This window comes from Amycolatopsis stemonae, assembly GCF_054781455.1.
Window position 1 is genome coordinate 669,393 of record NZ_BAAGUJ010000005.1, and the last position, 12,773, is coordinate 682,165.

The 12,773-nt window shown below is 72.4% G+C and carries 15 protein-coding genes; 8 read left to right on the forward strand and 7 right to left on the reverse strand.

The features are described from left to right. Positions 1–87 precede the first annotated feature (87 nt). Complete coding sequence (locus tag ACYVLJ_RS22605; RefSeq protein WP_460440180.1) at positions 88–990, forward strand: bifunctional helix-turn-helix transcriptional regulator/GNAT family N-acetyltransferase; 903 nt, start codon at positions 88–90, stop codon at positions 988–990. Continuing rightward, positions 990–1,895, forward strand: a complete 906-nt coding sequence (locus ACYVLJ_RS22610; RefSeq protein WP_460440181.1) for an SIR2 family protein — start codon at positions 990–992, stop codon at positions 1,893–1,895. Before ACYVLJ_RS22605 ends, ACYVLJ_RS22610 begins: the two co-directional genes overlap by 1 nt. Here the strand turns inward: ACYVLJ_RS22610 and ACYVLJ_RS22615 are convergent. The 3 genes from ACYVLJ_RS22615 to ACYVLJ_RS22625 all read right to left on the reverse strand — a co-directional run bounded on the left by ACYVLJ_RS22615 (position 1,867) and on the right by ACYVLJ_RS22625 (position 4,024). Next, on the reverse strand, positions 1,867–2,433 hold the full coding sequence (locus tag ACYVLJ_RS22615) for a TIGR03086 family metal-binding protein (protein ID WP_451986050.1): 567 nt from the start codon (positions 2,431–2,433) through the stop codon (positions 1,867–1,869). The genes ACYVLJ_RS22610 and ACYVLJ_RS22615 overlap by 29 nt on opposite strands. A gap of 162 nt (positions 2,434–2,595) precedes the next feature. Beyond that, a complete protein-coding gene (locus ACYVLJ_RS22620) occupies positions 2,596–3,051 on the reverse strand; it encodes a group II truncated hemoglobin (protein WP_451986048.1) in 456 nt (151 codons plus the stop codon). Positions 3,052–3,091: 40 nt separating this feature from the next. After that, positions 3,092–4,024 carry an NAD(P)/FAD-dependent oxidoreductase gene (locus ACYVLJ_RS22625; RefSeq protein WP_460440182.1) on the reverse strand — a complete coding sequence of 311 codons (933 nt, stop codon included), beginning with the start codon at positions 4,022–4,024 and terminating at the stop codon, positions 3,092–3,094. 77 nt (positions 4,025–4,101) lie between these two features. Between ACYVLJ_RS22625 and ACYVLJ_RS22630 the strand changes: the two genes are divergently transcribed. Beyond that, entirely contained in the window at positions 4,102–4,686 is a 585-nt protein-coding gene (locus tag ACYVLJ_RS22630) for a helix-turn-helix domain-containing protein (RefSeq protein ID WP_451986044.1), read from the forward strand. On the opposite strand, the gene ACYVLJ_RS22635 is transcribed toward ACYVLJ_RS22630, so the two are convergent. Then, positions 4,683–5,678, reverse strand: coding sequence for a sigma-70 family RNA polymerase sigma factor (locus tag ACYVLJ_RS22635; RefSeq protein ID WP_460440183.1), 996 nt, complete (start codon positions 5,676–5,678; stop codon positions 4,683–4,685). The two genes, ACYVLJ_RS22630 and ACYVLJ_RS22635, sit on opposite strands and share 4 nt — an antisense overlap. A 5-nt stretch (positions 5,679–5,683) precedes the next feature. Then, positions 5,684–6,169, reverse strand: a complete 486-nt coding sequence (locus ACYVLJ_RS22640) for a GNAT family N-acetyltransferase (protein ID WP_460440184.1) — start codon at positions 6,167–6,169, stop codon at positions 5,684–5,686. Between the two features lie 18 nt (positions 6,170–6,187). Here ACYVLJ_RS22640 and ACYVLJ_RS22645 point away from each other — a divergent pair, with 18 nt between their 5' ends. From ACYVLJ_RS22645 to ACYVLJ_RS22655, 3 genes are all read left to right on the forward strand, one after another. Next, positions 6,188–6,760 (forward strand): cupin domain-containing protein, encoded by a 573-nt coding sequence (locus ACYVLJ_RS22645; RefSeq protein WP_460440185.1) that lies wholly within the window; start codon positions 6,188–6,190, stop codon positions 6,758–6,760. Between the two features lie 234 nt (positions 6,761–6,994). Beyond that, a complete protein-coding gene (gene tuf / locus ACYVLJ_RS22650) occupies positions 6,995–8,188 on the forward strand; it encodes an elongation factor Tu (protein WP_451986034.1) in 1,194 nt (397 codons plus the stop codon). Between the two features lie 196 nt (positions 8,189–8,384). Next, positions 8,385–9,875 carry a rhamnogalacturonidase gene (locus tag ACYVLJ_RS22655; protein WP_460440195.1) on the forward strand — a complete coding sequence of 497 codons (1,491 nt, stop codon included), beginning with the start codon at positions 8,385–8,387 and terminating at the stop codon, positions 9,873–9,875. 91 nt (positions 9,876–9,966) lie between these two features. Here the strand turns inward: ACYVLJ_RS22655 and ACYVLJ_RS22660 are convergent, their stop codons facing one another. Together ACYVLJ_RS22660 and ACYVLJ_RS22665 are read right to left on the reverse strand one after the other, a co-directional pair. Then, positions 9,967–10,182: a hypothetical protein gene (locus ACYVLJ_RS22660; protein WP_451986032.1), complete on the reverse strand. Its 216-nt coding sequence runs from the start codon at positions 10,180–10,182 to the stop codon at positions 9,967–9,969. Between the two features lie 82 nt (positions 10,183–10,264). After that, positions 10,265–10,648: an OsmC family protein gene (locus ACYVLJ_RS22665; RefSeq protein WP_451986030.1), complete on the reverse strand. Its 384-nt coding sequence runs from the start codon at positions 10,646–10,648 to the stop codon at positions 10,265–10,267. Between the two features lie 75 nt (positions 10,649–10,723). On the opposite strand from ACYVLJ_RS22665, the gene ACYVLJ_RS22670 reads away from it, so the two are divergent. Further along, the gene (locus ACYVLJ_RS22670) at positions 10,724–11,623 is read left to right on the forward strand and encodes an acetaldehyde dehydrogenase (acetylating) (RefSeq protein ID WP_460440186.1); all 900 of its coding nucleotides are present in this window, start codon (positions 10,724–10,726) and stop codon (positions 11,621–11,623) included. Beyond that, positions 11,620–12,645 carry a 4-hydroxy-2-oxovalerate aldolase gene (gene dmpG / locus ACYVLJ_RS22675; RefSeq protein ID WP_460440187.1) on the forward strand — a complete coding sequence of 342 codons (1,026 nt, stop codon included), beginning with the start codon at positions 11,620–11,622 and terminating at the stop codon, positions 12,643–12,645. Before ACYVLJ_RS22670 ends, dmpG begins: the two co-directional genes overlap by 4 nt. Positions 12,646–12,773: the final 128 nt, after the last annotated feature.

Below are 12,773 nucleotides of genomic sequence, written 5' to 3' on the forward strand. Positions count from 1 at the left end.
GCGCTTCCCTCCACCAGGCATCCGGATACCGGGTAGTCGTGCCGCCCGCCGTGGCGTTACACGCCGATAGCTGACTAAAGTCAGAGAATGGACCGCGACCTCGTGGACGGCGTCCGGCGGTTCACCCGGACGGTCACCCAGCGCGCCGGCGCGCTCGACGACGCCTTCCTCAGCCGCGACCGCCCGCTCGGCCAGGCCCGCGTGCTGTGGGAGATCGGCGCGGCCGGGCTCGCCGTCCGCGAGCTGCGGTCCCGGCTCGACCTCGACTCCGGCTACCTCAGCCGGCTGCTGCGCGGGCTGGAGCAGGACGGCCTGGTCCGCGTCGAGCCGGGCGACGGCGACGGCCGCGTCCGCGTCGCGCGGCTCACCGAGGCCGGCCTGGCCGAGCGCGCCACGCTCGACCGGCTGTCCGACGACGCGGCCGCCACGCTCCTCGCCCCGCTGTCCGGCGGCCAGCGCACCCGGCTGGTCGCCGCGATGGCCGAGGTCGAACGCCTGCTGACGGCCTCCGCGGTCGATGTCGCCCCGCTCCCGCCCGGGCACCCGAAGGCCCGGGCCTGCCTGCGCGCCTACTTCGCCGAGCTCGCCGAGCGGTTCGACGACGGCTTCGACCCCGGGCTCAGCATCTCCGCCGCCGACGACGAGATGACGCCGCCGGCCGGCGTCCTGCTCGTCGCGACGCTGCACGAAGAGCCGGTCGGCTGCGGCGCGCTGAAGGTCCATGGCGACGCGCCCGCCGAGGTCAAGCGCATGTGGGTCTCGCCGGCCACCCGCGGCCTCGGGCTGGGCCGGCGGCTGCTGACCGAGCTGGAGGCGTACGCGGCCGCGGAAGGCGTCCGCACGCTGCGGCTGGAGACGAACCGTTCGCTCGGCGAGGCCATCGGCCTGTACCGGGCGGCGGGCTACCGCGAGGTCCCGGCGTTCAACGACGAGCACTACGCCGATCACTGGTTCGAGAAACACCTGCCCGGCCCACGTACCCTGGCCTAGTGCGGACTCGCCCCACCCTCAGCTGGACGTCGCCGGACGCGCCGCTGCCCCGGACGTCGAGCCTCGACGAGCTGACCGAGGTCGTCGCCCGGCGGCGGGTCGCCGTGCTCAGCGGCGCCGGGCTGTCGACCGAGTCCGGGATCCCCGACTACCGCGGCGAAACCGGCAGCCTGCGCCGGCACACGCCGATGACCTACGACGAGTTCGTCACCAGCGCCGAAGGGCGGCAGCGGTACTGGGCGCGCAGCCACCTCGGCTGGCGCACGATCGCCCGCGCCGACCCGAACGACGGCCACCGCGCGGTCACCGCCCTGCGCGAAGGCGGCTACCTCGGCGGCGTCATCACGCAGAACGTCGACGGCCTGCACCAGGCGGCGGGCGTCCCGGACGCCGTCGAGCTGCACGGCAGCCTCGACCGCGTGATCTGCCTCGGCTGCCGCCGCACCAGCCCGCGCGCCGAGCTGGACCGGCGCCTGCGCGCGGCGAACCCGGCGTTCGACGGCGCCGCCACCCGGATCAACCCGGACGGCGACGTCGAGCTGGCCGAGGACGTCGTGCGCCGGTTCACGCTCGTGCCCTGCGTGGAGTGCGACGGCGTCCTCAAGCCGGACGTGGTGTTCTTCGGCGAGAACGTGCCACGGCCACGCGTCGAGCACTGCTACCGGCTGGTCGACGACGCCGGCGCGCTGCTCGTGCTCGGCTCGTCCCTGACGGTGATGTCCGGCCTCCGGTTCGTCCGCCACGCGGCGGCCGCGGGCAAGCCCGTGGTGATCGTGAACCACGGCGAAACCCGCGGCGACCGCTTCGCGTCGGTGCGGGTCGACCGCCCGCTGGGCCGGGCGCTCACCGAGCTGGCGGCGCGGCTGGACTGCGCCGTCAGCGAGGATCGCGGCCGAAGCGCGTGAGCACGCGGTCCTGCAGCGACGCGCCCGGCGCGTCCGCCACCGGCTCGGCGAAGAACCGCGGCCCCAGCGTGAGCCCGGCGAAGATGGCTTCGTAGTCCTCGTCGATCCACGCGACCAGACCGGGATCGAGCGTCTCGTCCGCGCCGAGGGCCCGCGCGAGGTCCCAGGTGTGCACGACGCTGTCCGCGGTCCGCATCGCCAGCGCGCGCCGCCCGGTCAGCTTGCCCGGCGGGTAGTCGAGGACCTGGTCCAGCACGCTGTCCTCGGCGAACACCGCCGCGAACGCCCGGACCGAGTCGGTGAACGCCGTGACCGGGTCGTCCCCGAGCGCGTCGGCGTCGCGCATGGCCCGGAACTCGTCGCGGCTGCAGCCGCGGGTGAGCTCGATGTAGTTGAGGTTGCCGCGGGTCATGTGGTTCACCAGCGTCCGCACGTCCCACTCGGGGCACGGGGTTGGCGCGCCCCAGCCGTCCGGGGCGACCGTGCGGAGGTGGCGTTCGAAGTCCCGGCTGGCGACGAGGAAGCGGTCGAGGAGCATGGTCTCCACTCTGGCGCAGCGCGGTGCCCCCGCGCACGCGGGATCCGGCCGTCGTGGACGAGCCGGCCCGGGCGGGTTGGGGGGTAACGCGCCCGGGGCCGGCTCTGCGACGGACCTCCACAGCCGGTCGTTGCTCACAAGACGCGGCGGGCGCCCCCGGCGTTACACCGGCTGCAACCCGGTCCACGACCAGTGCGGCACGGAAAGCCCCGCGGGGACGTCCTCGGCCGGTCCGGGGTAGGTGAGCACCTCGGCCACGGCCCATTCCATGTAGGACCGCAGGGCCGCGCGGAACTCGGGATCGGCGGGCAGGCCGGCGTCGTCGGCGGCCCGCACGAAGCAGTCGACGAACCGGCGGCCGAGGTCGGCCATGTCGCCGTTGCCGGCGTGCAGCCGCAGCATCGCCGAATGGTCGCCGCACTCCTCGGAGAACCGCGGCGGCCCGCCCATGACCTCGGCCCAGTACCGCGCCAGCCGCTCGACGTGCCGCGGGTGCTGTCCCGGGTGCGAGAACGGGTGGTTCAGCTCGGGATCGGCCAGGCAGCGCTCGTGGTGGGCGGCGGCCAGCGCGAGGAACGCGGGGTCGCCGCCGGCGAATTCGTACAACGTCGGACGCACACGCCGAGCCTGGCACGGCCGGCCGCCCGGCGCCAGGACGTCAGCGGGCCGCCGCGGCCGCGCGCTCCGCCGCCGGGGTGAAGCCCCCGAACGCGTCGACCGCCCGCCGGACGTCTTCGCCCACGAGGTCGTGGTTGAGCGCACCGGCGGCGGCCGCGCCCTGGGCCGCGGCGATGATCACGGTGGCCCGCGCGTCGACGACGTTCCCGGCCGCCCAAAGCCCCGGCACGTTCGTCCGGCCCATCGCGTCGGTCTCTTCGTAGCCGAGCCCGCGCATGAGCTCGTCGTGCGCGACGGTCTTCGTCCGGACGAACAGCGCCACCCGCGGCACGAACCGGCTCCCGAGCTCGACGCCGGTGAGGTGGCCGTGTTCGCGCCTGACGGCCGTCACAGTGCCTTCGACAACCCGGACACCCCGGGCGTCGAGGCGCACCCGGTCCTCTTCGGACAGTGGTTCGGTGTGCGCGAAGTAGACGACGTCCGGCGACCACTGGCGCACCAGGAGCGCGTGCTCGACGCTCGCGGGTTCGGTGCCGAGCACGCCGAGCGGCCGGTCGCGCACCTCGTAGCCGTGGCAGTACGGGCAGGTCACCACGTCGGTGCCCCAGCTTTCGCGCAGCCCGGGGATGTCCGGCAGGTCGTCGTGGACGCCGGTCGCGAACAGCACGCGCCGGGCGGTCGGCGTCCGGCCGCTAGCGAGCTCGGCCGTGAAGCCGTCTTCGAGCCGCACCACCTGGTCCTGGACGAGCTCGACGCCGTAGCCGGTGAGCTCTTCGCGGCCGATCTCGAGCAGGTCCGACGGCGGCAGGCCGTCGCGGGACAGGAACCCGTGCATGTGCGACGCCGGGGCGTTGCGCGGCGAACCACCGTCGACGACCAGGACGCGCCGCCGCGCCCGGCCGAGCATCAGGGCGGCGTTGAGGCCCGCGGCGCCACCGCCCACCACCAGGACGTCATAGCTGTTTTCGGTCATGCCGCCACCCTGAACCCGGCTTCGCGATTCCGACAACAAATGTTGCCGTTTCCGGGACAAGCGCGTTTCCTGGAGGCATGACCGACGCGATCACCCAGGCCCTGGCCGAGGTCGGCCCCCGCCTCAAGCGGGTCCGCACCCAGCGGCGGGTCACGCTGGCCGACCTCTCGACGGCCACGGGCATTTCGAAGAGCACGCTGTCACGGCTGGAGTCCGGCCAGCGGAAGCCGAGCCTCGAGCTGCTGCTGCCGATCGCCCAGGCCCACCAGGTCCCGCTGGACGAGCTGGTCGGTGCCCCGGAGGTCGGCGACCCCCGCGTCCGCCTGACCCCCCGCCGCCTCCCGCGGGCCAACGGCGCGACGATGACGGTCCTGCCGCTGACCCGCCAGCCGGGCGCGCCCCAGGCGTTCAAGATGATCCTGGAACCGGAGACGGGCGAGCCGGACCCGCAGGTGCACGAAGGCTACGAGTGGCTGTACGTCCTGTCGGGCCGCCTGCGCCTGGTCCTGGCCGACCGCGACATGACCCTGGGCCCGGGCGAGGCAGCGGAGTTCGACACCCGGTTGCCCCACTGGTTCGGCGCGGTGGGACGGCCGGCGGAGATCCTCAGCCTGTTCGGGAAGCAAGGGGAGCGGCTGCACCTGCGGGCGAAGTCGCGTTAGTCGGTGCTCGTCAGGTCCAACTCCGCGGCCAGGCCGAACCCCGCGTACATCGCCGGGTCGAGGAAGCCGGTGATCTCCGCGATCCGGTCGTCTCGCAGTGTCAGCACGTTCACGCAGCCGATGCGGAACACGCCGTCCGGGTGGCGCTGGTAGCACGCGAACGCCGGCTGGCCGCTCGCCCGCAGCGGCACCAGCCGCCACGGGGTGGCGAACACGGTGCCGGACAGGAAGCGGGCGACGTCGTCGCGGCCGTCGAACCAGGCGGGCAGCGGTGGCATCGTGAAGCGGGCGTCGTCGGTGAGCAGCTTCAGCAACGCCGGGACGTCCGCGCGCTCCCACGCGGCGACGAAGTCCGCCACCAGAGCGCGTTCCGCGTCTTCGCCGAGGCTGCGCAACGTCGCCTGCTGGCTCCGCGACGGTGCCTGCCGGTTCAGGGTGGTCCGGGCCCGTTGCAGGGCGCTGTTCACCGACGCGACCGACGTGTCGAGCGCTTCGGCGACCTCCGCAGCGGAAAACGCGAGCACCTCGCGCAGGATCAGCACCGCCCGCTGCGTGCCGGGCAGGTGCTGCAGCGCGGCGACGAACGCCAGCTCGACGCTCTCGCGCAGCTCGAAGCGGCGCTGCGGATCCCAGTCGTCCTCGGGGTACGGCTCGACGAACGCCTCGCCGTCGACCGGGTCGGCGAGCGGGTCGCCGGGGTTCGCCGCCGGGTGGTGGTCGCGGGGCAGCAGGCGTTTCGGGCGCTGCTTGATCAGCTTCAGGCAGGCGTTCGTCGCGATCCGGTACAGCCACGCGCGCACCGAGCTGCGGCCCTCGTAGCCGGCGATACCGCGCCACGCCCCGAGCAACGCCTCCTGCAGCGCGTCTTCCGCGTCGTGCAGGGCGCCGAGCATCCGGTAGCAGTGCGCGCGCAGCTCGCTCTGGTACGGCCGCACGAGCCGGTCGAACGCGTCCCGGTCGCCCCGCGCCGCGGCCTGCAGGTCCGTTTCCACGGCCGTCAGCCTAGATCGCGCTGCATCAGGAACGTGTCGAGCCAGCGGCCGTGCTTGAACCCGACGCGCCGCAGCACCCCCGCGTCGGTGAACCCGGCCGAGCGGTGGAGGGCGCGTGACGCGTCGCTGCCGGAGTCGACGACGACGGCGATCGCCTGCCGGGCGCCCGCGTCGGCGCAGCGCTTCAGCAGTTCGTCCAGGAGCCGTCGTCCGTAGCCCCGGCCGGTGGCTTCCGGCGCGAGGTAGATCGTGGTTTCGACGGTGTGCCGGTACGCCGGCTTCGGCCGCCACGGCGTGGCCAGCGCGTACCCGAGGATGCGCCCGTCGGTCAGGACGAGGAACGGCAGCTCGCTCTCGCGGATCTTCGCGCGCCACTGGTCCGCGGTCGGCGGAAGGGTCTCGAACGTGACGACCGAATCGGTGACGTACGGCGCGAAGACGGCCGCGATGCGTTCCGCGTCGGCCTCCGTCGCTTCCTCTATAGTGGACATGATCTGTATTATAGGGGAATGATTGACCCCGTGAGCCTCGGCCGCCGCCTGCACTCCCTGCGGGCCGACCGCGGTCTGGCGCTGAGCGCGCTGGCCGCGGAAGCCGGCGTGAGCGTCAGCATGCTGTCGGCGATCGAGCGCGGCGAGAAGACGCCGACGGTGGTGGTGCTGTCGCGCATCGCCGACGGCCTCGGGCTGTCGTTGTCGCGGCTGCTCGCCGACCTCGAGACGGACCGGGTGGTCGTCCGGCGCGCGGCGGAGCAGGACCACATCGCCGAACCGGGCGGCTGGCACCGCACGGTGCTCACCCCGGTCGTCCCGGGCGTCAACTTCGAATGGATCCGGACCACGCTGCCACCGCGGTGCGACGCGGGCGACTTCCCGGCGTACGCCCCGGGTTCGCACGAGTTCGTCACGGTCGCGTCGGGCACGCTGTGGCTGGGCGTCGGATCGGCGGAGTACGTGCTGGCGGCGGGAGATTCGCTGTACTTTCCCGCCGACGTAACGCATTCGTACGCGAACCGCGCCGACGAACCCTGCGAGTACCACGTCGCCGCGCTCGTGATGCGCCCGCGTTCCGCGCGTCCGTAGGGAAAACCGGATGACACCGTGACCGCCGCCGTGCGAACCTTCCCGGCATGTTCCCCGTGTCCGATCGCGCGACGCTCGCAGGCTCGTCCCTGCCGAGCGCCGGTTCGGCACGGCTGAGCGGCGCTCGAAGCTGACCCTTCCCCGATTCCCCTGTCCTGCCGCGGAACCGCCGGGGGAGGGTCGCCACGCTCGCCCGGTTTCGCGCGCATTCACCTCTCAGCACAGGGAAATCCCATGACCAAGCAGCAGTACGTGCGGACCAAGCCGCACCTCAACATCGGCACGATGGGGCACGTCGACCACGGGAAGACCACCCTCACCGCGGCCATCACCAAGGTCCTCGCCGAGCGGGAGCCCGGTGGTGCCAACCACTACGTCGCCTTCGACCGCATCGACCGCGCGCCGGAGGAGGTCGAGCGCGGCATCACCATCACCATCGCGCACGTCGAGTACGAGACGCCCACCCGGCACTACGCGCACGTGGACATGCCCGGCCACGCCGACTACGTCAAGAACATGATCACCGGTGCGGCCCAGCTGGACGGCGCCGTGCTCGTGGTCTCGGCGCAGGACGGCGCGATGCCGCAGACCCGGGAGCACGTCGTGCTGGCGCGCCGGATCGGGGTCGAGCACCTCGTCGTCGCGCTCAACAAGGCCGACCTCGCCGACGACGAGGACCTGCTCGACCTCGTCGAGCTCGAGGTGCGCGAGCTGCTGACCCGCTACGGCTTCGACGGCGACGCCGTGCCGGTGGTCCGCGTGTCCGGGCTGCGCGCGCTCGAGGGCGACCCGCTGTGGACGCAACGGATCCTGGACCTGCTCGCCGCCGTCGACGAGCACGTTCCGGTGCCGCCGCGCCGGCTGGACCTGCCGTTCCTGATGCCGATCGAGAACGTCCTGACCATCACCGGCCGCGGCACCGTCGTGACCGGCGCGGTGGAGCAGGGCACCCTCGCGGTCGGTGAGGCGGTCGAGGTGATCGGGCTCGGCCCGGCCGTCGCGAGCGTGGCCACCGGGCTCGAGACGTTCGGCAAGCCGATGGAGCGCGCCGAGGCGGGGGACAACGCCGCCGTGCTGCTGCGCGGGGTGAAGCGCGGCGAGGTCCGGCGCGGCCAGGTCGTCTGCCTGCCGGGCAGCGTGCGGCCGCACACGCGGTTCCGCGCGGACGTCCACGTGCTGTCGGCGGCCGAGGGTGGCCGGCGGACGCCGTTCGCGGCGAACTACCGGCCGCAGTTCCACTTCCGCACGAGTGACGTCGTCGGAGTGGTCACGCTCGACGACGGCGTCAGCGTGGTCCGGCCGGGCGAGGCGGCTTCGCTGACCGTGGAACTCGGCCAGCCGGTCGCGTTGAGCCCGGGCCTCGGGTTCGCGATGCGCGAAGGCCGCCTCACGGTGGCCGCGGGCACCGTGCGCGAGGTGCTGGACTGAAGATCGGGCTCGTCCCCGTCCCCGGGCGGGGACGAGCTTGACTCATCGGATGAATCTTCCTAGCCTGAGTCACATCCCGATCCGCCGTCGGGAGCGCCGCGAGGTGCTTCCGCCATGGCGATTTCAGGGAGCAGACGTGGGTAGATCGGTGAGCCGCCGGCAGGCGGTCACCTGGGGTGCGGCGGGTGCTGCCGCACTGCCATTCGTCGGATCACCGGCCGCCGGAGCCGAGGAGCTCTCGCAAGGCGGCTTCTTCGACGTCACGAAGTTCGGCGCGAAGGGTGACGGCCGCACCATCGACACCGCCGCGATCAACCGCGCGATCGACGCGGCCGCGGGGCGCGGCGGGACCGTGTACTTCCCGGCCGGCACGTACGCGAGCTATTCGATCCACCTCAAGAACAACGTGGCGCTGTACCTGGGGGCGAACGCGACGATCCTCGCGGCCGCCCCGGCCGGCGGCAAGGGGTACGACCCCGCCGAGCCCGGCGCGGGCAACCCGTACCAGGACTTCGGGCACAGCCACTGGCACAACAGCCTGATCTGGGGCGAGAACCTCGAGAACGTCACCATCGAGGGCCCGGGCAAGATCGACGGCAAGGGGCTGGTCGCCGGCGGCAGCGCGGAGTCCGTGCCGCTCAACGGCAACAAGGCGATCGCGCTCAAGCTGTGCCGCAACGTCGCGATCCGCGACATCACGATCGTCAACGGCGGGCACTTCGGCATCCTGCCGACCGGCGTCGACAACTTCCGCATCGACGGGCTGGTGATCGACACCAACCGCGACGGCATCGACATCGACTGCTGCAAGAACGTCCGCATCGCCAACACGACGGTGAACTCGCCCAACGACGACGCGATCGTGCTGAAGAGCTCGTACGCGCTGAACCGGGTGCGCGACACGGAAAACGTGACCATCGACAACTGTTTCGTCAGCGGCTACGACCTGGGCACGCTGGTGGACGGCACGTTCAAGACGGCGTCGTACGGGCGCACCGGCCGGGTCAAGTTCGGCACCGAGGCCAACGGCGGGTTCCGCAACATCGCGATCTCGAACGTGGTCTTCGAGTACTGCCGCGGCCTGGCGCTGGAGACGGTCGACGGCGGCTGGCTCGAGGACGTGACGATCAGCAACCTGACCATGCGCAAGGTCCAGATGCCGCTGTTCCTCCGCCTGGGCGCGCGGATGCGCGGGCCGGCGGGCAGCCCGGTCGGCTTCCTGCGCCGGGTGAGCATCAGCGACGTGACGACGGTCGACGCGGATCCGCGCTATCCGTCGTGCATCGCCGGGATCCCGGGTCACCCGATCGAAGACGTCAAGCTGAGCTCCATCCGCCACCACCTGGCGGGCGGCCTCACCCCGGGCGACGCGGTGCAGAACCCGCCGGAGCTGGAAACGGCGTACCCGGAGCCGTCGATGTTCGGCACGTTGCCGGCGTACGGGTTCTTCTTCCGGCACGCGCGCGGGATCAGTCTGGACAATGTGGACGTCCACTTCGGAGCGCAGGACACCCGGCCGGCGTTCGTGGTGCGCGACGTGGCGGATCTCGACGTGCACCACTGCCGCGCGGACAAGGTCGAGGGAACCCCGACGTTCGTGCTGGACGGCGTGGACGACTTCCGCGTGAGCGACGGCCGCCCGGTGCCGGACGCCCGGGTGGAGCACGCGGACCACCAGGAGCTGTGAGCCTGCCCGGGCCCCGGCGCCGCCGCGGGGCCCGGCGCGGCCGCCCGACCACCGGCGACTCCCGCGCTGACGGCGCTGCCGCGGGCCGGGCTCAACGACCCCGCAACCGGGGCCGCGCCAGGCCGATCGTCGCGAGGACGATCAGCGCCACCGCCGCCACGCCCGCGACCACCGACAGCACCGGTACTCCCGAGTCCGTTTCCGTCATCGTCAGCACGCTCGAAAACAGCAGCAGTGCACCCGCGGCCAGGTTGAGCCAGCACAGCGGGGCGGTCGCCGGGATGAAGCGCCAACGTCGCTCGGCCATCGAACCCTCCTCGATCAAGCTTCTCCTCGAAGCTGCCCCGATCGGGAGTCGATCAAACCGGCACCCGGCGCCCGCGAAGGCGTCAGGGCGCGCGGTGCACCGGGGCCCCGGCTCGCAGCGCCCGCGGGATCTCGGCGACGGCGTCGACGACCTCCAGCAGCCGCGCGAGGTCCTCGGCCGGCGCCGTCGAGTCCAGCTCGACGGCGTAGGTGATGCCGGTGGAGGTCCACGTCGTCGTGTCGAAGCCGCCGGAGGCGCGCACCCGGGCGCCGGCGAGTTCGATGCCGAGCTGCCCGGCTTCCCGGTACAGGTCGTTCAGCACGCAGCCGGCCGCCGCCAGGTTCAGCAGGTGACCGCCGGTGAACTCGGTGTCGACGCTCACGCCCGGATCCGTCCAGCGGTGGGGGAACCGCACGCCTGTCTCGCTGCGCAGGGACCCCGCGCCCGCCACGACCTCGAATGCCATCGGACCAGTGTCGACGTTCCACTGGTCGGAACACAAGGCTGTCATCGGCACCGAGCGCGGTGCGACGGTCGGAGCATGGCTCCCGTGATGGCGGCGATCGTCGGCCCCGGCAACATCGGCACCGATCTGCTGGCGAAGCTGCGACGCAGTGAAGTTCTCGAAGTCGGTTACATGGTCGGCGTGGTCGAGTCCGACGGGCTCGCGCGCGCCCGGGCGCAAGGGATCGCGGCGTCCGCGGAGGGGGTCGACTGGCTGTTGCGGCAGGACCCCCTGCCGGAGCTGGTGTTCGAGGCGACGTCGGCGAAGGCGCACGCCGCGAACGCCCCGCGGTACGAGGAAGCCGGCATCCAGGCCATCGACCTGACCCCGGCGCACCTCGGCCCGATGGTGTGCCCGCCGGTGAACCTCGGCACCCACCTCGACGCGCCGAACGTCTCGATGATCACCTGCGGCGGCCAGGCCACGATTCCCATGGTGCACGCGGTTTCCCGGGTGACGCCGGTGCCGTACGCGGAGATCGTCGCGTCGGTGGCGTCGCGCGGCGCGGGCCCGGGGACGCGGGCGAACATCGACGAGTTCACGCGCACGACGTCGCAGGCGGTGGCCGAGATCGGCGGTGCCGGGCGCGGCAAGGCGATCATCATCCTCAACCCGGTCGAACCGCCGATGATCATGCGGGACACGGTGTTCTGCGCGATCGGGCCCGGCGCCGACCGCGACGCGATCACGGCGTCGATCCACGCAATGGTCGACGAGGTGCGCAAGTACGTCCCCGGCTACACGCTGCGCGCGGACCCGCAGTTCGACGACGCGCGCGAGGACTGGGACGGCCACGCCCGCGTCGGGATCTTCCTCGAGGTCCGCGGCAACGGCGACTACCTGCCCGAGTACGCCGGGAACCTCGACATCATGACGGCTGCGGCCGCGCGGGTCGGAGAGCTGATGGCGCAGGCCAAGCAGGAGGTGTCCGCATGAGCCGGTCCGAACTGAAGCACGACGTCCGGATCGTCGACACGACGTTGCGCGACGGCAGCCACGCGATGGCCCACCGCTTCACCGAGCAGCAGGTGCGCGACACCGTGCGCGCGCTGGACCGCGCGGGTGTCGAAGTCATCGAGGTGACGCACGGCGACGGTCTGGGCGGTTCGTCGTTCACCTACGGCTTCTCCGCCGTCGACGAGCTGAAGCTGATCGCCGCGGCCCGCGAAGAGGCTAAGCAGGCCAAGATCGCCGTGCTGCTCGTGCCGGGGATCGGCACCGCCGAGGACCTCCGGCGGGCGTTCGACGCGGGCGCGAAGATGGTGCGCGTGGCCACGCACTGCACCGAGGCGGACGTCTCGCCGCAGCACTTCGGGCTGGCGCGCGAACTCGGCATGGAGACCGCAGGGTTCCTCATGATGGCGCACCGGACGCCACCGGAGGACCTGGCCAAGCAGGCGCGGATCATGGTCGACGCGGGCTGCCAGGCGGCGTACGTGACGGACTCGGCCGGCGCGCTGCTGATGCACGAAGCCCGGGCACGGTTCGAAGCGCTGGTCGCGGAGGTCGGCGACACGGCGTGGGTCGGCTACCACGGCCACCAGAACCTCTCGCTCGGCGTCGCGAACTCCGTCCTGGCGTACGAAGCGGGCGTCCGCTACATCGACGGCTCGCTCTGCGCGCTGGGCGCGGGCGCCGGCAACTCGCCGACCGAGGTCCTCGCGGCGGTGTTCGACCGGCTCGAGATCGACACGGGCCTCGACGTCGGCGCTCTGCTCGACGCGGCCGAGGAGGTCGTGCGGCCGTACCTGAACCGCTGGCCGAAGATGGACCGCAACGCGATCGTCCAGGGCTGGGCCGGGGTGTACTCGAGCTTCCTGCTGCACGCGGAGCGCGCGGCGGAGCGGTACGGCGTTCCGGCCCAGGCGATCCTGCGCCGGTGCGGCGAGCTCGCCCTGGTGGGCGGTCAGGAGGACATGATCATCGACGTCGCGGTGACGCTGGCCGCGGAGGGCTAACTGTTCTGTCCGGGGAGGTTGCGATCGTGGCGACACGTGACCGGATGATCTTGGCATAAGGGAGGGCCTCCGGGTTCGGTGTGGATTGCGACGTCTACACCGATCAACGGAGGCCCTCGTGACCCACG